General features: G+C 71.6%; 22 protein-coding genes. 13 read left to right on the plus strand and 9 right to left on the minus strand.

From position 1 onward, the window contains the following. Nucleotides 1-13 precede the first annotated feature (13 nt). Together BLV39_RS18625 and BLV39_RS18630 are read left to right on the plus strand one after the other, a co-directional pair. On the plus strand, nucleotides 14-757 hold the full coding sequence (locus tag BLV39_RS18625) for an FkbM family methyltransferase (RefSeq protein WP_090793854.1): 744 nt from the start codon (nucleotides 14-16) through the stop codon (nucleotides 755-757). Next, entirely contained in the window at nucleotides 754-1287 is a 534-nt protein-coding gene (locus BLV39_RS18630; protein ID WP_204082866.1) for an AAA family ATPase, read from the plus strand. The genes BLV39_RS18625 and BLV39_RS18630 overlap by 4 nt, the downstream gene beginning before the upstream one ends. An 85-nt stretch (nucleotides 1288-1372) precedes the next feature. Here the strand turns inward: BLV39_RS18630 and BLV39_RS18635 are convergent, their stop codons facing one another. Next, nucleotides 1373-1780: a MerR family transcriptional regulator gene (locus BLV39_RS18635; RefSeq protein ID WP_090793859.1), complete on the minus strand. Its 408-nt coding sequence runs from the start codon at nucleotides 1778-1780 to the stop codon at nucleotides 1373-1375. 79 nt (nucleotides 1781-1859) lie between these two features. Here BLV39_RS18635 and BLV39_RS18640 point away from each other — a divergent pair, with 79 nt between their 5' ends. Both BLV39_RS18640 and BLV39_RS18645 read left to right on the plus strand, forming a co-directional pair. Then, nucleotides 1860-2699 (plus strand): SCO6745 family protein, encoded by an 840-nt coding sequence (locus tag BLV39_RS18640; protein ID WP_425304710.1) that lies wholly within the window; start codon nucleotides 1860-1862, stop codon nucleotides 2697-2699. 146 nt (nucleotides 2700-2845) lie between these two features. After that, nucleotides 2846-3256, plus strand: a complete 411-nt coding sequence (locus tag BLV39_RS18645; protein ID WP_143049805.1) for a hypothetical protein — start codon at nucleotides 2846-2848, stop codon at nucleotides 3254-3256. 134 nt (nucleotides 3257-3390) lie between these two features. Here BLV39_RS18645 and BLV39_RS18650 read toward each other — a convergent pair whose 3' ends face one another. From BLV39_RS18650 to BLV39_RS18670, 5 genes are all read right to left on the minus strand, one after another. Then, entirely contained in the window at nucleotides 3391-5457 is a 2067-nt protein-coding gene (locus BLV39_RS18650) for a putative bifunctional diguanylate cyclase/phosphodiesterase (RefSeq protein WP_090793865.1), read from the minus strand. Between the two features lie 165 nt (nucleotides 5458-5622). After that, on the minus strand, nucleotides 5623-7749 hold the full coding sequence (gene ligA / locus BLV39_RS18655) for an NAD-dependent DNA ligase LigA (protein WP_090793869.1): 2127 nt from the start codon (nucleotides 7747-7749) through the stop codon (nucleotides 5623-5625). 63 nt (nucleotides 7750-7812) lie between these two features. Beyond that, a complete protein-coding gene (locus tag BLV39_RS18660) occupies nucleotides 7813-8166 on the minus strand; it encodes a VOC family protein (protein ID WP_176984971.1) in 354 nt (117 codons plus the stop codon). A gap of 30 nt (nucleotides 8167-8196) precedes the next feature. Further along, a complete protein-coding gene (locus BLV39_RS18665) occupies nucleotides 8197-9138 on the minus strand; it encodes a uroporphyrinogen decarboxylase/cobalamine-independent methonine synthase family protein (RefSeq protein WP_090797517.1) in 942 nt (313 codons plus the stop codon). A gap of 49 nt (nucleotides 9139-9187) precedes the next feature. Beyond that, nucleotides 9188-9922, minus strand: a complete 735-nt coding sequence (locus tag BLV39_RS18670) for a CDP-alcohol phosphatidyltransferase family protein (protein ID WP_090793875.1) — start codon at nucleotides 9920-9922, stop codon at nucleotides 9188-9190. Nucleotides 9923-10003: 81 nt separating this feature from the next. On the opposite strand from BLV39_RS18670, the gene BLV39_RS18675 reads away from it, so the two are divergent. From BLV39_RS18675 to BLV39_RS18710, 8 genes are read left to right on the plus strand one after another with little or no spacing between them, the layout of a single operon-like run. Further along, complete coding sequence (locus BLV39_RS18675; RefSeq protein WP_090793877.1) at nucleotides 10004-10981, plus strand: zinc-dependent alcohol dehydrogenase; 978 nt, start codon at nucleotides 10004-10006, stop codon at nucleotides 10979-10981. 8 nt (nucleotides 10982-10989) lie between these two features. Beyond that, nucleotides 10990-11388, plus strand: a complete 399-nt coding sequence (locus BLV39_RS18680; RefSeq protein ID WP_090793880.1) for a 6-pyruvoyl trahydropterin synthase family protein — start codon at nucleotides 10990-10992, stop codon at nucleotides 11386-11388. Then, nucleotides 11385-12392: a glycosyltransferase family 4 protein gene (locus tag BLV39_RS18685; RefSeq protein ID WP_090793882.1), complete on the plus strand. Its 1008-nt coding sequence runs from the start codon at nucleotides 11385-11387 to the stop codon at nucleotides 12390-12392. The genes BLV39_RS18680 and BLV39_RS18685 overlap by 4 nt, the downstream gene beginning before the upstream one ends. After that, nucleotides 12389-13195, plus strand: coding sequence for a class I SAM-dependent methyltransferase (locus tag BLV39_RS18690; RefSeq protein ID WP_090793885.1), 807 nt, complete (start codon nucleotides 12389-12391; stop codon nucleotides 13193-13195). Before BLV39_RS18685 ends, BLV39_RS18690 begins: the two co-directional genes overlap by 4 nt. Continuing rightward, nucleotides 13192-14124 carry a lysylphosphatidylglycerol synthase transmembrane domain-containing protein gene (locus BLV39_RS18695; RefSeq protein WP_090793887.1) on the plus strand — a complete coding sequence of 311 codons (933 nt, stop codon included), beginning with the start codon at nucleotides 13192-13194 and terminating at the stop codon, nucleotides 14122-14124. Before BLV39_RS18690 ends, BLV39_RS18695 begins: the two co-directional genes overlap by 4 nt. Then, complete coding sequence (locus tag BLV39_RS18700; protein ID WP_090793890.1) at nucleotides 14117-14809, plus strand: RibD family protein; 693 nt, start codon at nucleotides 14117-14119, stop codon at nucleotides 14807-14809. Before BLV39_RS18695 ends, BLV39_RS18700 begins: the two co-directional genes overlap by 8 nt. Before the next feature lie 11 nt (nucleotides 14810-14820). Then, entirely contained in the window at nucleotides 14821-15453 is a 633-nt protein-coding gene (locus BLV39_RS18705; protein WP_090793893.1) for a GTP cyclohydrolase II, read from the plus strand. Continuing rightward, complete coding sequence (locus BLV39_RS18710) at nucleotides 15450-17045, plus strand: alkaline phosphatase family protein (RefSeq protein WP_090793896.1); 1596 nt, start codon at nucleotides 15450-15452, stop codon at nucleotides 17043-17045. Before BLV39_RS18705 ends, BLV39_RS18710 begins: the two co-directional genes overlap by 4 nt. Here BLV39_RS18710 and BLV39_RS18715 read toward each other — a convergent pair. After that, a complete protein-coding gene (locus tag BLV39_RS18715; protein ID WP_239083852.1) occupies nucleotides 16959-17675 on the minus strand; it encodes a TetR/AcrR family transcriptional regulator in 717 nt (238 codons plus the stop codon). The genes BLV39_RS18710 and BLV39_RS18715 overlap by 87 nt on opposite strands. A 48-nt stretch (nucleotides 17676-17723) precedes the next feature. Here BLV39_RS18715 and BLV39_RS18720 point away from each other — a divergent pair, with 48 nt between their 5' ends. Beyond that, nucleotides 17724-18563, plus strand: a complete 840-nt coding sequence (locus BLV39_RS18720; protein WP_090793899.1) for an alpha/beta fold hydrolase — start codon at nucleotides 17724-17726, stop codon at nucleotides 18561-18563. Nucleotides 18564-18649: 86 nt separating this feature from the next. On the opposite strand, the gene gatB is transcribed toward BLV39_RS18720, so the two are convergent. Together gatB and gatA are read right to left on the minus strand one after the other, a co-directional pair. Then, nucleotides 18650-20149 carry an Asp-tRNA(Asn)/Glu-tRNA(Gln) amidotransferase subunit GatB gene (gatB, locus tag BLV39_RS18725; RefSeq protein WP_090793901.1) on the minus strand — a complete coding sequence of 500 codons (1500 nt, stop codon included), beginning with the start codon at nucleotides 20147-20149 and terminating at the stop codon, nucleotides 18650-18652. Then, nucleotides 20149-21630 carry an Asp-tRNA(Asn)/Glu-tRNA(Gln) amidotransferase subunit GatA gene (gatA, locus tag BLV39_RS18730; RefSeq protein ID WP_090793904.1) on the minus strand — a complete coding sequence of 494 codons (1482 nt, stop codon included), beginning with the start codon at nucleotides 21628-21630 and terminating at the stop codon, nucleotides 20149-20151. The genes gatB and gatA overlap by 1 nt, the downstream gene beginning before the upstream one ends. Nucleotides 21631-21632 lie beyond the last annotated feature (2 nt).

Here is a 21632-nt window from a genome sequence, read left to right on the forward strand (position 1 = left end):
CTAGGGTGCCTGCATGCTGACCCGCGCGTGGGGAATCGCCCGATCGTTGATTATCTATCACGGCCAGCCTGGTCGGCACCGCCGGCTCGTCCGCTTCTACGGGCAGTTTCTCGGCCCCGGCGACGTCGCCTTCGACATCGGCGCGCACGTCGGCAGTCGGGTCCGGGCCTGGCGGTCGCTTGGCGCGCGAGTGATCGCCGTCGAGCCCCAACCTGACCTGCTGCGCGTGCTGCGCACCTTCTTCGGCCGCGACGACCAGGTCGTGATCGCCCCGGTCGCCGTCGGCGCCACACCCGGCACCGCCCAGTTGGCCCTGTCCACCGCGACGCCCACGGTCTCGACCCTGTCCACCTCGTGGCGCGACACGGTCTCCGCGGACCGCAGCTTCGCCAAGGTCCGCTGGGATCGCTCGGTCGAGGTGCCGGTGACGACCCTGGACGAAATGATCAAGGAGTACGGCGAGCCGGCCTTCTGCAAGATCGACGTGGAGGGCTTCGAGGCCGAGGTGCTGGCCGGGCTGTCCAACCCGGTGCGGGCGCTGAGCTTCGAATACCTGCCGATGGCGCACGACGCCGGGCTGGCGGTGCTCGGCCAGGTCGAGGCGCTGGGCGACTACGAGTACAACTACTCGCCGGTCGAGACCATGCGCTGGGCCCGCGAGTCGTGGATGAGCGCGGCGGAGCTCGTCGCCCTGTTCGGCGAGATCCGTCCGACGGGCCGTTCCGGCGACGTGTACGCCCGCCTCCGCGCGTCGTGAACCGCGCCGTCATCCTGCTCACCGGCATCCAGGCGGCGGGCAAGTCGACGGTGGCCCAGGCGCTCGCGGAGCGGCTGCCGCGCTCGGCGCACGTGCGCGGCGACGTGTTCCGCCGGATGGTCGTCAGCGGGCGGGCCGAGATGAGTCCGGTGCCGTCGGCAGAAGCGCTCGCGCAGCTCCGCCTGCGATACCGGCTGGCCGCCCAGGTCAGCGACGCCTACTTCGAGGCGGGGCTGACGGTGGTCACCCAGGACGTCATCCTCGGAGAGTCCCTGGGGGAGATGGTCGGCCTGATCAAGAGCCGTCCGCTGCTGGTGGTCGTGCTCGCGCCGCGGCCGGCCGCGATCGCCGAGCGAGAGGCCGGGCGGGGCAAGGTCGCCTACGGGACCTTCGCGATCGAGCAGCTCGAACGGGTGCTGCGTGACGAGACGCCGCGGATCGGGTTGTGGCTGGACACGTCGGAGCAGACGGTCGCCGAGACGGTGGACGAGATCCTGGCCAGGGCGTGGACCGAAGCGATGGTGCCGTGAGGGTGCCCGCCGGCGCGCTCGGCAGGCAGCCCGCTGTCTAGCAGCCGCAGTCGCAGCCACATCCGCAGCATCCGCGCATCCTCGCTCACCTCCTTTCGGCGTCGGTCCCGGGCGGGCACCAGGTCCCCGGCTCGGGCGGCGGGCAGTCCGGCGACGGCAGCGCGTCGATCATCCGCACCATCTCGGCGCGCAGCGCGGCCAGCCGGGCCAGCTCCGCGTCGAGCTCGGCCAGGCGCCGCGTGAGCAGCTCCTCGGCCGGCTCGCACGGGCACACCCCGGTGTCCCGCACCGCCAGCAGCTCGCCGATGTCGCGCAGCCGCAACCCGAGCCGCTGCCCACCCTGGATGAACCGCACCCGGTCCGCCGCGCTCTCGTCGTACGCCCGGTAGCCGGACGCCGTCCGCGGCGGCGGCCGCAGCAGCCCGACCCGCTCGTAGTACCGGACGGTGTCCGCGGAAACGCCCGCCACCTGCGCCAACTCGGCAACCCGCATGAGCACCACGCTAAACCTTGGAGCACACTCCAAAGTCAAGCGCTGGATCGATGGACATGCCGCCGGTACGGTCGGCGCCATGGACTCGCTGCCGCGCACCATGTGGACGCTGTTCGAGCCGATCCACTCGGTCACGTACTTCACGCCGCAGGCCAAGGAGGCGTTCGAGGCGGCCAACCTGCGCGGCTTCTGGCGCGGCTACTTCGCCGGCCGGGCGGCGCCGCTGGGTGCGGTCGACGCGGCCCCGGTCATCGCGCTGTTCTGGGGCTTCGCACCGGGCATGGTGACCCGGGCACTGCCCGACGTCTGGTCCCGGGCGACGCCCGCGGAGTCGCTGGCGGCCCGCCTGGCCGGTGCCCGCGCCTCGCTGGCGGCGCTGCTCGACGGCGTCGGCCCGGTCGACGAGGCCGCCGACCTGCTCCGCGAGGCGGCGTCCGCAGTGCCGACCGTGGGCCGCGTGCTGGGCGCCGCGAACGCCGCGTTGCCGTGGCCGGAGGACCCGATCGGGAGGCTTTGGCAGGCGGCCACGATCCTGCGCGAGCACCGCGGCGACGGCCACGTCGCGGCGCTGCTGGTGGCCGGCCTGGACGGCCCGGAGACCGGCGTCTGGCGGGCCTCGATCGACCAGCGCCGCGACTATCTCCAGCCGGCCCGCGGCTGGTCGGACGACGACTGGATCGCGGCGGTCAAACGGCTCAGCGACCGCGGCTGGCTGGACGACTCCGGCGCGGCCACGCAGGTCGCCCTGGACGCCCGCGCCGAGATCGAGGCGACCACCGACCGGCTGGCCGCCGCGCCCTGGCAGCACCTGGGCGAGGCCGGCACCGCGCGCCTCCGCGAGGTGCTCCGCCCGTTGGCGGTCCGCGTCCGCGCGGCCCTGCCCGCGGAGACGCCGATCGGCCTGCCCGCCATCGTGTGAGCCGCCAGACACGCCCGGTGGGCATGAATCCGCCGGGCGTCAGGTTTCATGAATCGGGCACCGCGGAAGGTCGCGGAACCCGACGAGCCGTCCCGGGTATGACGCCCGCCTCGACCCGCCTCATCGCAACAACAGAGGTGTCAGTCATGAAACTCTCGTCTCGCTTCGCATTGGACATGGTTTACCTGACCGCGGGAGCGTTCCTGCTCGTCGCCGCGATGACGTTCACGTCCGGGACCGCCGGTTGGCTCGCCTTCGCGGTGGGCGCCGGGGTGACGCTGCTAGCCGGCCTCAGCGCCGTCCGGGCGACCCAGCGGGCCACCAGGATCGGCCACGGCATCGTGGCGGTGGCGGCGCTCTGGTCACTGGTCGCCGCGCTGACCTTCACGGGCGCCACCCAGACCTGGCTGGTCTTCGCGAACGCCGCCGGCCTGGCCCTGCTCGCCGTGGCCGACCTGGTCAGCCACGAGGTCACCACCGAGAGGGTGGTCCACGAGTTGGTCGTGCAGAACGCGCCGCACGACCAGACGGTGGCGGAGCCCTTGCGGGCCGCCTAAGTCAGAACCTGAGAACGCGAAGGTGGCGGGCCCAGTGCCCGCCACCTTCGCGTTTACGACGCGGAGCCGCGGACCGCGGCCGGGTTAGCAAGGGGCCCTTCCTATGCGGAAAGCGATAAGAAGGGTCCCTTGCTTCAGTTGTTCGGGGTGAGCGGGCGGTAGCGGCCCAGCCATTCGACTAGCTCGTCGGCCGGCATCGGGCGGGCGTAGAACCAGCCCTGCGCCACGTGGCAGCCGACCGAGCGGAGCAGGCGCCAGGTGCGCTCGTCCTCGACGCCCTCGGCGACCACCCGTAGGCCGAGCGCGCCGGCCAGGTCGATGACGGTGCGGACGATGGCATGGTCGTCGGCGTCGGTCGCCATGCCCAGCACGAACGAGCGGTCGACCTTGACCTCGGTCAACGGCAGCCGGCGCAGGTGCTGCATCGACGAGTAGCCGGTGCCGAAGTCGTCCAGGGCGATCGCCACGCCGAGCTTGGCCAGTTCCGAGATGGTCGCCAGCACGCGCCGCGGGTCGGCCATCAGGGCGCCCTCGGTGATCTCCAGTTGGAGCTGGTCGGGAGAGACCCCGAAGCGGGCCAGCCGTTCCCTGATCTGGTCGACGATCTCCAGGGTGTGCAGGTCGCGGATGCTGACGTTGACGGCCGCCCGCAGCGTCACACCGGCGGCCTGCCACTTGGCCAACTGCTCGACCACGTCGTCGACGACCCGGCGGGTGAGCAGGCGCATGACCGCGCTCTGCTCGGCCACTTTGATCAGCTCTTCGGGGTCGACCATGCCGCGCGTCGGGTGCCGCCAGCGCAGCAGCGCCTCGACGCCGACCACCTCGCCGGTCTGGATCTCGATCTGCGGCTGGTAGTACATCGTGATCTCGCCGGCGGCCATGGTGGCCAGGTCCGGGTCGAGCGCGCGCCGCAGGTCGCCGAGCAGGCTCAGGCGCTCGGGCGTGTTGTGGTCGGACTCGGGCTTGTAGACGACGACCGTGTCGTTGCGGTGCTTGGCGTCGTACATGGCCACGTCGGCGTGCCGCATCAGCGTCGCGAAGTCGTCGCCGTGCTCCGGGAACAGCGCGATGCCGATCGAGCCGGCGACGTCGAGCGGCAGGCCGTCCAGCGCGACCGGCTCGGACAGCGCGGTCACGATGCGGTCGGCCAGCGCCCGGGCGCCGGCGGCGTCGGTCAACCGGGGCGTCAGGATGGCGAACTCGTCGCCGCCGAGCCGGGCGACGACGTCGTGCCGGTCGACCGCCTCGACCAGGCGGCCGCTCACCTCGACCAGCAACTGGTCGCCGACCGCGTGGCCGAGCGCGTCGTTGACGTGCTTGAACCGGTCGATGTCGAGCAGCAGCAGGGCGAAGTGCCGGTCGGCCGCGCCAGCCGCGGCGCGGGCGCAGTGCAGGGTGGCCTGCTCGTGCACCTCCGCCAGCAGGGCCTTGCGGTTGGCCAGGCCGGTGAGCGGGTCGAGCCGGGCAAGCTGCTCCTGCTCGGACGACAGGCGCGACATCCGGTAGACCGCGAACAGCGGCACCAGCATCAGCGGGATCAACGCGACGCTGTGCGACGCCGGCCCGACCAGGATCGGAGCGAGCAGGAGCAGGGCGCCGATCGAGACGGACTCGAAGGCGACACCCTGGCGGAAGGTGGTCCACCAGTTGCCGCCGGAGTGCAGCCGAACCGCGATGGTCACTGTGCCGTACTTGACGACGAACCAGGCCACCGCCGCCAGTGTCACCGCGGCCACGTCGATCCAGGTTGGACCGGAGCCCTCTCCGAACGCCGTCTCGCCCAGGGCGTAGGTGACCGCCTCCGCCGCGCCCAGAGCCAGCGTGTACTGCGCGATGTTGAACACCGCGCGCCACACCGCGTGCCGCATCCGCCATGAGGACACCACGACCGCGGCCGCCTGCACCAGCACGGCGGGGCCGAGCCCCCACGCCAGCAGGATCGCGAACGTGAAGCAGATGGACGGGAAAACCGCGGAGCTCTGGCGGCGGCCGGGCGGCGTGAACGGCCGGTAGTCACAAAGGACAGCCAGCGCCGCCATCACCCAGAACGCGGCCGGCAGGTCAGGAAGCGTCTCGGTCAGCCGCGCGACCGGCATGGCGGCCACCAGCACGGCCGCGGCGATGACCGCACCGACGAACGTGTAGAACGACCGCGCCCGTTCGGCGGGAACGTAGTTACGACGCGCGGCAGCGTCCATCCCCACCTCCCCGCTCGCCCCACACAATGCGCCCCCCGGCGCCGGCCACAGTGCACTAAAGATCCCACCCTATGGTTGCCATACGCCAACCGAGCGAAAGGGACAGAGTCGTAATTAAGTTGGTATAGACGGCAAGCGGGCAACTATGGGCCGATAGCCGTCAGCTCAGGAGTCGTCACTCACCGCAGCGGCGCGTGCCGCGTCGGGCCCGTCGGAGAGCAATATCCGCAGGCCAGCCTCGTCGAGGACGGGAACCTTGAGGGACACCGCCTTGTCGTACTTGGAGCCGGGATTGTCGCCTACGACGACAAAGTCGGTCTTCTTGGATACTGAACCGGTGACCTTGCCGCCACGCGTGGCGATGGCTTCGGTCGCCTGGTCGCGGGAGAACTCGGCGAGGGTGCCCGTGACCACGAAGGTGAGGCCCTCCAACGGGCGTGGCCCCTCGTCGGCGCGCTCCTCGGCCATCCGCACGCCGGCCGCCCGCCACTTGCGGACCACCTCGCGGTGCCAGTCGACCGCGAACCATTCCTTGAGGCTCACGGCGATCGTCGGACCGACGCCGTCGACGCCGGACAGTTCCTCGACGTCGGCCTCGTCGATCCGCTCAACGGACTCGAAATGCCGGGCCAGCGCCTGGGCCGCGGTCGGACCGACATGCCGGATGGAGAGCGCGACCAGCACCCGCCAGAGCGGGCGCGCCTTCGCCTCTTCGAGGTTGTCGAGCAGCTTGACCGCGTTGCTGCCGAGCGTGCCGTCCTTGTTGACGAAGAACGGGCAGTCGCGCAGCGCCAGCGCGTCGATGTCGAACAGGTCGCCCTCGTCGGTGATCGCGCCGCACTCGAGCAGCGCCGTCGACGCCTTGTAGCCGAGCACCTCGATGTCGAGCCCGCCCCGCCCGGCCAGGGCGAACACCCGCTCGCGGAGCTGGGCCGGGCACGACCGGGCGTTGGGGCACCGGATGTCGACGTCGCCCTCTTTGGCCGGGGCCAGCGTGGTGCCGCAGCTCGGGCACTCGGTGGGCATCTCGAACGGCCGCGCGTCGGCCGGGCGCAACCCGATCACCGGGCCGAGCACCTCGGGGATCACGTCGCCGGCCTTGCGCAGCACGATGGTGTCGCCGATCAGCACACCCTTGCGCTCGACCTCGCGGGCATTGTGGAGCGTGGCCAGCGCGACCGTCGACCCGGCCACCTTGACCGGCTCGAGCACGGCGAACGGGGTGACCCGCCCGGTGCGGCCGACGTTGACCTGGATGTCGAGCAGCTTGGTGTTGACCTCTTCGGGCGGGTATTTGAAGGCGATCGCCCAGCGCGGTGCCTTGCTGGTCGAGCCGAGCCGCCCCTGCAACGCGAGCTCGTCGACCTTGACCACCACGCCGTCGATCTCGTGCTCGACATCGTGCCGGTGCGCGCCGTAGTAGGCGATGTAGTCGTCGACCCCGGCGAGGTCGTCGACCACCTTCCACCGCTCGCTGGTCGGCAGCCCCCACCGGCGCAGCGACTCGTAGGCGTGGGACTGCGACCTGGGCGCGAAGCCCTTGCGGGCGCCGATGCCGTGCACCACCATGCGCAGCGGCCGGGAAGCCGTCACCCGTGGGTCCTTCTGCCGCAGGCTGCCGGCCGCGGCGTTGCGGGGGTTGGCGAACGGTGCCTTGCCCTGCTCGACCAGGCCGGCGTTGAGGTCGGCGAACGCGGAGATCGGGAAGTAGACCTCGCCGCGCACCTCGAGCAGCTCCGGGACGTCTTTGCCCTTGAGCCGCTCGGGGATGCCCTCGATCGTGCGGACGTTGCCGGTCACGTCTTCACCGGTGCGCCCGTCGCCCCGGGTCGCGCCGCGGACCAGCCGGCCCTTCTCGTAGGTCAGGTTGATCGCCAGGCCGTCGACCTTGAGCTCGCACAGGAACCGCACCGGCCCGCCCGCGTCGCGGATCGTGCGCTCGGCCCAGCCGGCCAGCCCCTCGGTGCTGAACACGTTGTCGAGGCTGAGCAGCCGCTCCAGGTGCTCGACGGCGGTGAACTCGGTGGTGAACCCGCCGACCCGCTGGGTCGGCGACTCCGGGGTGCGCAGGGCGGGATATTCGTCCTCTAGCGCGGTGATCTCGCGCAGCAGCGCGTCGAAGTCGGCGTCGGACACCGTCGGCGCGTCGAGCACGTAGTAGCGGTAGGTGTGCCCGTCGATCTCGTCGGCCAGCGCCGCGTGTCGCTCACGGGCCTCGGGCGGCGGCTCGTCACCCGCGGCCGCCGCCTGGGCCGCCGTCACCGCCTGGGAGGGAAGGGCTTCCTCGGACACCGCGCGCTACCTCCGGGAGGACTAGGTCTACCCAGCAACCTAGCCGCCCCGTACGACAAAGTCTCAGACCTCGAACACCAGACAGAACGGGTGCCCCGCCGGGTCCTCGAAGACCCGGAAGTCCGCCCCGTCACCGGGCAGCCGCTTCGCGCCCAGAGCGATGGCCTGCGACTCCGCCTGGTCGATGTCGTCGACCATCACGTCCAGGTGGAGCTGCTGCGGCCGCTCCGGGTCGGGCCAGCGCGGTTCGCGCAGGTCGGACGCGAGCTGGAAGGCGATCCGGACCCGGTCGTCCGAGATCACCACCCAGCCTTCGCGCTTGTGCGTGACGGGCATGCCGAGCAACTCGCTGTAGAACCCGGCCAGAGCGGACGGATCCGGACAGTCGATCACGACGTTGTAGAGGCGGCCGATCATGCCCGACATCTTTCCCTACCTGGCCGCCGGTTATTCCTCGACGAGCCGACGCCCGGCGTCCCGGCAGGCCGCGAGCACGTCCTTGGCGTAGGTCAGGGAGGCGCCCGCCAGCCCGCAGGTCGGCGTCACCACCACCTGCTGCGGCAGCAGCCGCGCATCGAAGCCGAGGTGGTGCCAGACCGTGCGTACCCGGTCGACCAGGTCCTTGTGGCTCGGCGCGCGCGTGCCGCTGGTCGGCGCCACGCCGGCCAGCAGGCCCACGCCGGCGTCGATCGCCTCACCCAGCGGGTCGAGGGCCGTGACCAGCGAGAGGTCGATCGACAGGGCGCTGGCGCCCGCCGCGACGAGCAGCGAGATGGGCACGTCCGGCGCACAGCAGTGGAACACCGTCGGCGCGTCGACCCGGGACACGAGCTCGCGCAGCGCGTCGGTGGCCGTGGTGACCTCGACCGGCCGGTACACGCTGAACCCGCTCTCGGTCGGGACGTGGCCGGCCAGCACCGTCGGCAGCGACGGCTCGTCGATCTGGAGCAGCACGGTCGCGCCGGGCAGCCGGCGCCGCACGTCCTCGACGTACCGCCGCAGCCCTTCCGCCAGCGACGCGGTCAGGTCGCGGACCGCGCCCGGGTCGCGCAGCAGGCGCCCACCGATCGGCAGGTCAACGCCGGCGGCCATCGTGTACGGCCCGGCCGCCTGCACCTTGACCACGCCGGTGTAGCCGTCACCCTGCTCGGTGAGCTGGTCGAGGTCGCGGTCCAGCAGGTCGAACGCGCGGCGCAGGTCGCGACCGGGCCGGGAGGCGATCCGCCAGCGCCCGGTATAGACCTCGACCGGCATGTCGACCAGGAACGCCGACGTCCGCCCGATGATGTCGGCACCGGCGCCCCGGTCCGGCAGTTCGGGGAGATGCGGCAGGTCAGGAAGCTCGCCCAGCACCACCCGCTGCGTCTCGGCGATGTCGGTGCCGGGCATCGAGCCGACACCCGTCGCGCTGCCGGCCGGCCACAACCATCGTTCCTGCTCATTCACGAGGCAGGAGCCTACCGATGACCTGGGTACGGGTAGCCGGGTGACCGTCACGCCAGAGCCACACCACGTCGCGCCCGAACGACTCGACCAGCAGCGCGAACGCGACCAGGAGGAGCACCACGTTGGCCCGGAACGGCAGCACGCCGGCAGTGGTCGTGATCAGCGCGATGCCCTGGGTCGCGGCCACCACCTTGCGCCAGTAGCGGGGCGGGAGCGTGCCGCGCATCCAGCGGGTCGACCAGATGCCGAGCAGGAACGCGTACCGCATGCCGCCGATCGCCAGCACCCACCAGCCGGCGGAACCGGCCACGTACAGGCTGAGCACGAGGAGCAGGAACGAGTCGGCTTCCATGTCGAACCGCGCGCCGAACGCCGACGTCGTGCCGGTGCGCCGGGCTACCTGCCCGTCGACGCCGTCGAGCAGCAGCGCGACGACCACCAGGCTGACGATCGCACCGACCGCCGGCGCGTGCTCGAGCGAGTCGACGACGAGCGCCGTGACCACCCCGATCAGGGTCGTCCGACCGGCCGTCACCCAGTCGGCTGGGCCGTACCCGTTGAGTCCGGATGATGACAGTCCGTGTTGGAGAAGGATCATCGTGACGAGTGCGAACGCGACGCCTGTGAACCAGGCGACAGCGCCCATGCCGACCGCGGCCCCCACCGCAACAAGCACTGTGAGCTGGGCAAACATGCCGACCAGGGGGCCGGACCGAACCAGGCGCATCGTTCCTCCGTGTCATGAAGCGGCACCAGATAGCACGGGAGATGGGATCGTTCGGTTCATGAACATGACGGAGAGCCACGAATGAGCCTGTCGGAACGCGCATTCTGGGTGGTCAAGCCCGGCTTCGGCGAGATCCGCCCGGCCGCCGTCGACCCACCCGGTCCCGACGAGGTTCTGGTCCGCACGATCCGGTCCGGTGTCAGCCGGGGCACCGAGACCTTGGTGTTCCGCGGCGCTGTGCCGGCGAGCCAGCATACGGTCATGCGCGCGCCCTTCCAGGAGGGTGACTTCGCCGGATCGGTGAAGTACGGCTACCTGAACGTGGGCGTGGTCGAGCAGGGCCCGGCCGAGCTGCTCGGGCGCACGGTGTTCTGCCTTTACCCACATCAGAGCGCGTATGTGGTGCCCGCGTCAGCGGTCGTCCCGGTGCCGGACGACGTGCCACCGTCGCGCGCGGTGCTGGCCGGCACGGTGGAGACCGCGGTCAACGCGCTCTGGGACGCGCCACCGCTGGTCGGCGACCGGGTCACTGTGGTCGGTGGCGGCATGGTCGGTTGCGGCGTCGCGCGGCTGCTGGCGCGGTTCCCGGGCGTGGCGGTCGAGCTCGTCGACGTCGACCCCGCGCGAGCCGCGACGGCGGCGGAACTCGGTGTCGACTTCGCCCATCCGGATGACGCCGCGACCGGTCGTGATCTGGTCTTCCACGCCAGCGCCTCGGAGGCGGGCCTGCGTCGAAGTTTGGCTCTGCTCCGCCCGGAGGGCACGGTGGTCGAGCTGAGCTGGTACGGCGACCGCGAGGTCAGCGTGCCGCTCGGTGCCGGGTTCCACTCCGGACGCCTCGCCATCCGGGCGAGCCAGGTCGGCATGGTCGCGCCGGCCCGGCGTTCGAGCCGGTCCTATGCGGACCGGATCGCGCTCGCCCTCGACCTGCTCCGCGATCCGACGTTCGACGCCCTGGTCAGCGGCGAACACCCGTTCGAGCGTCTACCCGACGTGCTCCCCGCACTCGCGTCTGGCAGCCTGGCCGGGTTGTGCCACGTCATCACCTACGGAGAGTAGAGAAACACATGTTCAGCGTCACGGTGCGCGATCACATGATGATCGCCCACAGCTTCCGCGGCGAGGTCTTCGGCCCGGCTCAGCAGCTCCACGGTGCGACCTTCCTCGTCGACGCCACGTTCCGGCGGGCCGAGCTCGACGCGGACGGCATCGTCGTCGACATCGCCCTGGCCTCCGAGGAGCTCAAGGCCATCGTCGGGCAGTTCAACCTGCGCAACCTCGACGACGACCCGACGCTGGCCGGGATGAACACGACGACCGAGGTGCTGGCGAAGGTGATCGCGGACCGGCTGGCCGAGCGGGCCTCCTCCGGCGCGCTCGGTGCGGGCGGGCCGGAGCTGGCCGGCATCACCGTCACCCTGCACGAGTCGCACATCGCGTGGGCGAGCTACGAGCGATCGCTGTGAACCTTTCGCCGCCGGGCGGCGTACAGGTCATCGTGCCCGACGACATCGACAACCCGGCATTCCCCAGCGGTGGGAACGCGTACGACCGCCGGGTCCTCGATGCCCTGGTGGGGCTCGGCTGGACGGTGCGTGAGCACCTGGTTCCGGTCGGTGCTCCGCTGGGTCCGGTGTTCGATGCACTGCCCGACGGCGATCTGGTCCTGGTCGACGGTCTGCTGGCGCCGGACGTGCCGGTGGACCGGGTCGGTCGGCTGCGCCTCGTCGTGCTGGCCCACATGGTGTTCGGCACGCCGGCCGAGCGGGCCGTGCTGGCCGCCGCCGACGCGGTCCTGACCACCAGCGAGTGGTGCCGCCGGCACCTCGCCGACGCCTACGGTGTCGTGGCCACGGCGGCCGCGCCCGGCGTCGAGCCCCAACCGGTCACGTCGCCCAGCGCGACCGGTGAGCGGCTGCTCTGCGTCGCCGCCGTCCTGCCCCACAAGGGCCAGGACGTGCTCGCCGACGCCCTCACAGCGCTGCCCGAGGCGGGCTGGAGCTGCCGGTGCGTGGGCTCGCTGGACCGGGAGCCCGACTTCGCCGCCGAGGTGCGCGGGCGGGCGCCGGCCGCGATGCGGTTCACCGGCCCGCTGGTGGGTGCCGACCTCGACGCCGCGTACGCCGACGCCGACCTGCTCGTGCTGCCGTCCCGCGCGGACTCGTACGGGATGGTGGTCACCGAGGCCCTGGCCCGGGGCATCCCCGTGCTGACCACCACCGCCCAGGGACTGCCCGACACGCTGGGCCGCGCACCCGACGGCAGCCGGCCCGGGATGTTGGTCCCGCCCGGTGACTCCGGCGCGCTGGCCGCCGCGCTGCGGCGTTGGCTCACCGAACCCTCCGCCCGTGACGCGCTGCGCAGGTCCGCCCTCGAACGTCGCACGACGCTGACGGGCTGGCCGGTCACCGCGAAGCTGGCCTCCGATGTCCTGTCCACGGTCGCGATGCGGGAGAGCACGAGCAGATGACGAGCGCCCTGATGCCCAAGGCCAGCCCCAACTGGCTGCGCCTGCGTGAAGCCGCCGACGCGGCCGCACGCTCCGCCGAGCTCGTCGCCGAGGTGCACGAGCGGATCGGTGCGGCGAGCCGGTTGGTGATCCACGACCTGGGCTGCGGCACCGGCTCGGCGGCCCGCTGGCTCGCACCGCAGCTACCGGCCGCGCAGCACTGGATCATGTGGGACCGCGACCCGGACCTGCTGGCCGCGGCCATGTCCGGCAAGCCGGAGCAGATCACCGCCGCGACCCGGCAGCGCGATCTGGGCACCCTGACCGCCGCCGACCTGGCCGGGGCCGACCTGGTCACCGCCTCGGCGCTGATCGACGTGCTGACCCTCGACGAGGTCGAGGCGATCGCGGCGGCGTGCGCGGGGGCCGGCGTACCCGCGTTGATCATGCTGTCGGTCGTCGGGCGGGTGGAGCTCGACCCGGCCGACCCGTTCGACGACGAGGTCGCGGCCGCCTTCAACGCGCACCAGCGGCGCGCGGTGGGTGGTCGCCGCCTGCTCGGCCCGGACGCGGTAGCCGCGCTGTCCGACGCGTTCGCCCGTCACGGGGTGTCGACCACGCTGCGGCCCAGTCCCTGGGAGCTCGGCGTGGACGACCGGGATCTGCTCGTGGTCTGGTTCCAGGAGTGGCTGGACGCCGCCGTCGAGCAGGTGCCCGCGCTCGGCAAGCCCTCCACCGGCTACGCCCGCCGCCGGCTCGCGGAGATCGCTGACGGGCGCCTCACCGCGACCGTCCACCACGTCGACCTGCTGGCCACGCCGTGACCCGGGCACAGTTCTGGGGCTGGGCCCGCCTCGTCGGTGGCGGGGCCGTGCTGGTCGTGCTGGTCTGGCGGCTGGGCAGTGGGCCGTTCCTCACAGGCCTGCGCGGGGTCAACGCCACCGCGGTGACCATCGCCTTCACGATCGGCGTAGTGACCACCGTGGCCTGCGCCTACCGGTGGGCGCTGGTGGCCCGCGGGCTCGGCGTGACGCTGCCGCTGCGGGAGGCGGTCGGCGCCTACTACCGGGCGCAGTTCCTCAACACGACGCTGCCCGGTGGAGTGGTCGGCGACGTGCACCGGGCGGTCCGGCACGGCAAGGACATCGGCGACGTCAAACTGGGCGTACGCGCGGTCGTGGTCGAACGGATGGCCGGCTTCGTGGTGACGATCGCCCTGTCGGTGATCACCCTGGCCGTGTTCCCGTCGCCGGTGCGTAGGCACATGCCGATGGCCGTGGCCGCGCTGGCGGTCGTGGCGCTGGTCGCGTACCTGGTCAAGGGCCGGATGCGGATCCGCACCGGCCTGTTCTCGGCCCGCACCGGCATCGGCGTGGTGCTCACCACCGCGGCCGTGCTGGCCGGTCACCTGATCACCTTCCTGGTCGCGGCGCGGACGGCGGGAGCCACCGCCCCGCTGACCCTGCTAGCCCCGCTGACCCTGCTCGCCCTGCTGGCGATGGCGCTGCCCTGCAACATCGCGGGCTGGGGTCCGCGCGAAGGGGTGGCCGCCTGGGCGTTCGGCGCCGCCGGTCTGACCTCCGAGCAGGGCGTCGCGACCGCGGTCGTGTTCGGCGTGTTGGCGCTGGTCGCGAGCCTGCCGGGGGCCGTGGTGCTGGTGCTGCGTTGGGCGGACGCCCGTCGCGCTGCGGAGAAACCGGTAATGCTGGAACATGAGCGTGTCCACCGGCAACCGGAGTACAGCCATGGCTGAGCGGCCCTACATCGTGCTGAGCTGTGCGATGTCGATCGACGGATACGTCAACGACACCGCCGACGACCGCCTCATGCTCTCCAACGAGGCCGACTTCCACCGGGTCGACGAGGTTCGGGCGAGCTGCGACGCGATCCTGGTCGGCGCCGAGACGGTCCGTCGCGACAACCCGCGTCTCGTGGTGAAGTCGCCGGAGCACCGGGCGGCCCGGGTGGCCCGCGGCGAGCACCCCACGCCGCGCAAGGTGACCGTCACCGAGGGCGGCGACCTCGACGCGGAAGCCGCCTTCTTCCAGTCGGAGGACGCCGAGAAATTCGTCTACTGCGCGACCTCCACCGTGGAACAGACCCGGCGGCGACTGGGCGCGCATGCCACCGTCGTCGACGGCGGTCAGCCGGTCAACCTGCGCCAGGTCACCGAGGACCTCTACGCTCGCGGCGTCAGCCGGCTGATGGTCGAGGGCGGCGGCACGATCCACACCCAGTTCCTGTGCGAGGAGCTCGCCGACGAGCTGCACCTGGTGGTGGCACCGTTCTTCGTCGGCGACTCCAAGGCACCCAGGTTCGTCGGCGACGGGGACTTCCCCTGGTGCCAGGAGCGCCAGGCGACCCTGGCCGAGGTTCGCCAGGTGGGCGACGTAGTGCTGCTGCGCTATGCCCTGTCGCCCCGGTTCGGCACCGTCTGATGAGGAGATTGATGGACGACGCGACGATACGCACGCAGGTATCGGTCCCCCTTCGGTTCCCCGACGGCTACGCCACGAAGGCGGAGGTGTTCACGTTCCACGGTCTCGTGGACAACCGCGAGCACATCGCGTTCGGGCTCGGCGACTGGCGCGACACCCTGGCCCGGGACGAGGCGCCCCTGGTGCGGCCGCACAGCGAGTGCCTGACCGGTGACGTGTTCGGCAGCGAGCGCTGCGACTGCGGCCCGCAGTTGCGCGAGGCGGTCGAGCGGATCAGCAACGCCGGCGGCCTACTGCTCTACCTCCGGCAGGAGGGGCGGGGCATCGGCCTCTACGCGAAGCTCGACGCGTATGCCTTGCAGGACACCGGAATGGACACGTACGAGGCGAACCTCGCGCTCGGGCACGGCGAGGACGAGCGCGACTACACGCCCGCCGCGCAGATGCTGCGCGCCCTCGGCGTATCGCGGATCGCGTTGCTCTCCAACAATCCCGACAAGGAGGAGCAGCTCACGTCGCTGGGCGTGGCGGTCACGAAGCGGGTGCCGACCCGGCTGCACCTGTCCCCGGCCAACGCGGGCTACCTGGCGGCCAAGGCCAGATACGCCCGACGGACGGTGGAGCCGGACTGGCTCGCGTCGTGAAGAGCCGGATCCTGACCGGCCTGGCCGCTTTCTTCGTTCTCCTGCTCCTGCTCGTGCCCGACGACTTCGCCGCACTGAGCCCGTGGGCCCTGCTGGCGATCCCGCTGGAGGCGCTGGTCGGCGTCGCCGTCGTGGTGTTCCTGCCGCCGCGCGTCCGCACGGTGGTCGGCATCGTCGCCGGCGTCCTGCTCGGCGCGATCAGCATCCTCAAGCTGCTCGACCTGGGCTTCGGCGTCACGCTGTCCCGGCAGTTCGACCCGCTCTCGGACTGGTCGCTGTTCCGCGCGGCGTCCGAGTGGGTCTCCGAGTCGTTCGGCAAGCCCGGCGCGGTCGGCGCCGTGATCGTGGCGATCCTGCTCGCGTTGGCGCTGCCGGTGTTGGCGGTGCTGTCGATCCTGCGGCTGTCCCGCGTGGTGTCGGTGCGCCGGAACCTCGCGCTGCGGGTCGTCGCCGGGCTCGCCGTGGTCTGGGTGACGCTGGCGATCCTGGGCGTGCACCTGGTGCCCGGCATCCCGGTCGCCGGCCGGAGCACGGCCGCGGCGGCCTACGACCACGCCGCCCAGCTTCGCGCGGACATCAGGGACCAGGCGGCGTACGACCGCGAGGAGTCCACCGACGCCTACCGCGACGTACCCGCTTCCCAGCTCCTGCAAGGGTTGAAGGGCAAGGACGTCATCTTCGCGTTCGTGGAGAGCTACGGCCGCGACGCGGTGAACTACCCGCAGACCGCCGCCCTGCTCGCGTCGCGTACACAGCAGTTGACCGCGGCCGGCTTCCAGTCCAGCAGCGGTTGGCTGACTTCGTCGACGATCGGCGGCGGAAGCTGGCTCGCCCACTCGACGTTCCAGTCGGGTCTGTGGATCGACAGCCAGCGGCGGTACGGGAAGTTCACGGAAGGCACGCGCTACACGCTGACGACGGCGTTCTCCAAGGCCGGCTGGCGCACGGTGGCCGTGATGCCGGCCAACCGGCGCGACTGGCCCGAGGGCGCGGTCTACGGCTGGGACAAGGAGTACGACGACCGGACGCTCGGCTACAAGGGCCAGGGCTACGCGTTCTCCTCGATCCCGGACCAGTTCACGATGCACTCGTTCCACGGCACCGAGTTGGCCCAGCCGCTGCCCGCCCGCAAGCCGGTGATGGCCGAGATCGACCTGTTGTCCAGCCACGCGCCGTGGACCCCGGTGCCGCCGATGATGGACTGGGACAAGCTCGGCGACGGCTCGACGTATCCGGGCAACGGCGGCAAGGGCGGCAACCCTGACGAGATCAACAACGAGGACGCGAACACGGTCCGGGACAACTACCGGCGTACGGTCGAGTACTCGGTCGACAGCCTGGTGTCCTATATGGAGAAGTACGGCAACGAGAACACCGTCATGGTGATGCTCGGCGACCACCAGCCGTCCCCGATCATCACCGGCTCTGACCCGAACCGCGACATCCCGATCACCGTGATCGCCAAGGACCCGTCTGTCCTGCCGCGCATCGCGAGCTGGGGTTGGTCACCCGGGCTGGCCCCGGTCGCCGACGGCCCGGTCTGGCGCATGGACGCCTTCCGCGACCGCTTCCTCGCCGCGTTCGCCAAGTAGGCCGGTCAGCAGGGCCCGCAGGGCGCGGCCGAAGAGGTCGTCCTTCGGTGGAGGTCCGGGGTTGGCCAGCGCGGCCGCCAGATGTGGGTGGTGCGCGGGGTCGAGGGCCGCGAACGGCTGCGCGTCGGCGTTCGTCGTGGCGCGGCTGAACAGGACCACCACGCCGGTCATCAGCGCGATCGCTTCGAACTTGGCGGTGGTGGGCGCCGGGACCTCGCGCAGGACGCCGAGGCAATGGTCGAACCAGGAGAGCGTCTCCGGGCCGGCACCGGTCGGGCGTTGGCTCAGCTCGCCCAGCCAGCGGTGCCGGCGGTGCAGGTCGAGCTGTCGTTCGGCCAGGGCCTGCAGGTCGTCGAGCCAGTCGCCCTTCGGTCGCGGGTACGGCCGTAGCTCGCCCACCGCGCGGTCGGTCATCAGGTCGAGCAGGTCGTCGCGGGACGACAGATAGCGGTAGAGCGAGCCGGCCGTGGTGTCCAACGCCGTGGCGACCGCGCGCATCGAGACCGCGGGTAGTCCTTCGACGTCGGCCAGTCTCATGGCGGCCGCCACGATCTCGTTCCGGCTGTGTCCGGGCGCCGGTCCACGCCGGCCGCGTTCGGGTCGGGTCCAGATGGGTTGCGCGTCGCTCACCGCATAACTGTAAACTGCAAACGACGTTCGCAGTTTAGGGGAGGGGTCATGGAGCGGGTCACGACATTCGACGGCGCCACCATCGCGCTGCATTCGACGGGCACGGGGCCGGGCATCGTGGTGGTGCACGGAGGCGGCGTGACGATCGACGTCTACCGGCGCTTCGCGGCGGCGCTGGCCGACCGGTTCACCGTGCATCTCTACAACCGCCGGGGCCGGGCCGACGCGTGCGCGCGGGTGCTGCCCTACACCTTCGAGCAGGAGGTCGACGACCTGTCGGCGGTGCTCGCGCACACCGGCGCGGTCAACGTGGTCGGGCACAGCGGCGGCGGCTTCATCGCACTGTCGGCCGCGCTGCGGCTGCCGATCGAGCGGCTCGCGCTCTACGACGCGGCGATCTCGATCGACGGCAGCTTTCCGGCGGCGTGGCTGCCCGCCGCTCGCGCGGCGGCTGGGGCCGGCGACCTGCCCCGGGCCATGGCGCTGACCGCTGGTGGCATCAACACGCACCAGGCCACATCGCGGTTGCCGCTCCCGGTGCAGGTGGCGATGTGTCGGCTGTTCCTGCGCACGCCGATCGGCCGGATGATGGGCGACCTGCTGCCGATGACACTCGACGAGTCCGCCCTGATCGCGGCGGCCGACGGCTCCGCCGACCGCTGGGCCGGCGTGACCGCGTCGGTGCTGCTGGCCTGCGGGGCCAAGGGTCCGCGCTACTACGTGGCCGCCGACGATGCCCTGGCTGCCGCGCTGCCGCACGCCCGGGCCCTGGAGATCCCGGGCTGCGGCCACGACGGCATCAACCGCGCACCCGCGCACCTGGTCGAGGTGTTCGCGGACTTCTTCGCGATCCCTGCGCCGCGGCCTTCCGGCGAGCCCGTCCTCTGAAGCGAAGCGAGCGGTCCCCGGCGGGAGCGACGGTCGTGCCGCTCGCGAACCCGGGAACCGCTCGTTCGTTTAGTCCTTTTAGGACTTCAGCTCGCGCCGAGGCGTTCGAGAATGAGCTCTCGAACCGTCTTGGCGTCAGCCTGCCCCTTGGTGGTCTTCATGACGGCGCCGACCAGGGCGCCGGCCGCGGCCACCTTGCCGTCGCGGACCTTGGCGGCCACGTCCGGGTTGGCGGCGATGGCCTCGTCGACCGCGGCCGTCAGCGCGCCGGTGTCGGAGACGACGGCGAGCCCGCGGGCCTCCATCACCTCCGTCGGGGAGCCCTCGCCGGCGACGACGCCCTCGATGACCACCCGCGCCAGCTTGTCGTTGAGCTTGCCGCTGTCGACCAGCGTCTGAAGCTCGGCGACCTGCGCGGGGGTGGCACCCACGGACGCGAGGTCGATGCCGGCCTCGTTGGCACGCCGGGCGAGCTCGCCCAGCCACCACTTGCGGGCAGCCGCCGCGGTGGCACCCGCCGCGACCGTCTCCTCGATCAGCTCGACCGCGCCCGCGTTGACCACGGACTGCATGTCCAGATCGGACAGACCCCAGGACTCCTGGATGCGCTTGCGACGATCCCGCGGCGGCTCCGGAAGAGCCAACCGAAGCGATTCGACCCAGGCCGGGTCCGGTGCGAGCGGCACCAGGTCGGGCTCCGGGAAGTAGCGGTAGTCGGTCGCCGTCTCCTTCGAGCGGCCCGGGCGGGTGTCGCCGGTCTCCTCGGAGAAGTGCCGGGTCTCCTGGACGATCCGGCCGCCGCCCTCGAGCACCGCGGACTGGCGGATGATCTCGGTGCGGACTGCGCGTTCGACGGAGCGCAGCGAGTTGACGTTCTTGGTCTCGGTGCGGGTGCCCCATTCGTCGCCGGGCCGGTTGAGCGACGTGTTGACGTCGCAGCGCAGCGAGCCCTCTTCCATCCGGACGTCCGAGACGCCGAGGCCGCGGATCACCTCGCGAAGCTCGGTGACGTAGGCGCGGGCCACCTCGGGCGCGAGCGCTCCGGTGCCCGGGACCGGCTTGGTGACGATCTCGACCAGCGGGATGCCGGCGCGGTTGTAGTCGACCAGCGACTCGGTCGCGCCGTGGATGCGGCCGGTGGCACCACCGACGTGCAGCGTCTTGCCGGTGTCCTCCTCGAGGTGCACCCGCTCGATGCCGATCCGGACGGTCTTGCCGTCGACCTCGACGTCCAGGTAGCCGTCGACGCACAGCGGCTCGTCGTACTGGCTGATCTGGAAGTTCTTCGGCATGTCCGGGTAGAAGTAGTTCTTCCGGGCGAACCGGCACCAGGTGGCGATCGAGCAGTTCAGCGCCAGGCCGATCCGGATCGTCGCCTCGATGGCCGCCTTGTTGGCCACCGGCAGCGAACCGGGCAGGCCGAGGCAGACCGGGCAGACCCGGGTGTTGGGCTCGCCGCCGAAGTCGGTCGGGCAGCCGCAGAACATCTTGGTGTTGGTGCCGAGCTCGACGTGGGTCTCCAGGCCGATCACGGGCTCGAAGCCGGCGATCGCCTCGTCGTAGGTGGGCAGCGTCGTGGTGGTCATCAGCCCTCCAGGGACGGCGGGGTCAGCGTGCCGACGGCGGACTCGAGCGCGGCGGCGACCCGGTACATGCGGTCGTCGGCCATGGTCGGCGCCATGATCTGGAAGCCGACCGGGAGCCCTTCGGAGAGACCGCAGGGCACCGAGATGCCCGGGCCGCCGTACAGGTTGGTCGGGATCGTGAAGAGGTCCGCGAGATACATCTGGTACGGGTCGGAGGTGCGCGACCCGAACGGGAACGCCACGAACGGCGTGGTCGGCGAGACCAGCACGTCGACCTGCTCGAAGGCGGCGTTGAAGTCCTGCGTGATCAGCGTGCGGACCTTCTGCGCCTGGCCGTAGTAGGCGTCGTAGTAGCCGCTGGACAGCGCGTACGTGCCGAGCATGATCCGGCGCTTGACCTCGGGGCCGAAGCCGGCCTCGCGGGTCAGCGACATGACCTCTTCGAGCGAGCGGTTGCCGTCGTCGCCGACCCGCAGCCCGAAGCGGACCCCGTCGAACCGGGCGAGGTTCGAGGAGCACTCGCTCGGCGCGATCAGGTAGTAGGCGGGCAGCGCGTACTGGAAGTGCGGCGCGGACACCTCGACGACCTCGGCGCCCAGCTTGGTGAGCGCCGCCAGCGCGTCGTGGAAAGCGGCCAGGACGCCGGGCTCGGCACCCTCGCCGTTGAACTCGGTGACCACGCCGAGCTTCACGCCGGTCAGGTCGCCGGTCATGCCGAGCCGGGCGGCCTCGACCACCGGCGGGACCGCCTGCGGGATCGAGGTCGAGTCGCGCCAGTCGTGGCCGGCCATCACCTCGTGCAGCAGGGCCGCGTCGAGCACGGTGCGGGCGCACGGGCCGGGGGTGTCGAGGCTCGACGAGAAGGCGATGAGCCCGTAGCGGGAGGTGCCGCCGTAGGTGGGCTTCGAGCCGACCGTGCCGGTGACCGCGCCGGGCTGGCGGATCGAGCCGCCGGTGTCGGTGCCGATCGCCAGCGGCGCCTCGTAGGCGGCGATCGCGGCCGCGCTGCCGCCGCCCGAGCCGCCCGGGATCCGGCCGAGGTCCCACGGGTTGTTGGTCGGCCCGTAGGCGGAGTATTCCGTCGACGAGCCCATCGCGAACTCGTCCATGTTGGTCTTGCCGAGGATCACGGTGCCCGCGTCCCGCAGTCGCTCGACCACCGTCGAGTCGTACGGGGGACGCCAGCCCTCGAGGATCTTGGAGCCGGCCGTGGTCGGCACGCCGCGGGTGGTCAGCACGTCCTTGACGGCGACGGGAACACCGGCGAGGGGGCCGAGCTCGTCGCCGGCGGCCCGCTTGGCGTCGACCTTGCGGGCCGCGTTGATCGCGCCGTCGGCGTCGACGTGCAGGAAGGCGTGCACCTTGCCGTCGACCGCGGCGATCCGGTCGAGATGCGCCCGGGTCACCTCCTCGGCCGATGCGTCGCCCTTGGCGATCGTCCCGGCGAGCTCGGCGGCGGTCATCCTGGTCAGGTCGGACACTG

The organism is Asanoa ishikariensis (assembly GCF_900107455.1).
GTDB lineage: Bacteria > Actinomycetota > Actinomycetes > Mycobacteriales > Micromonosporaceae > Asanoa > Asanoa ishikariensis.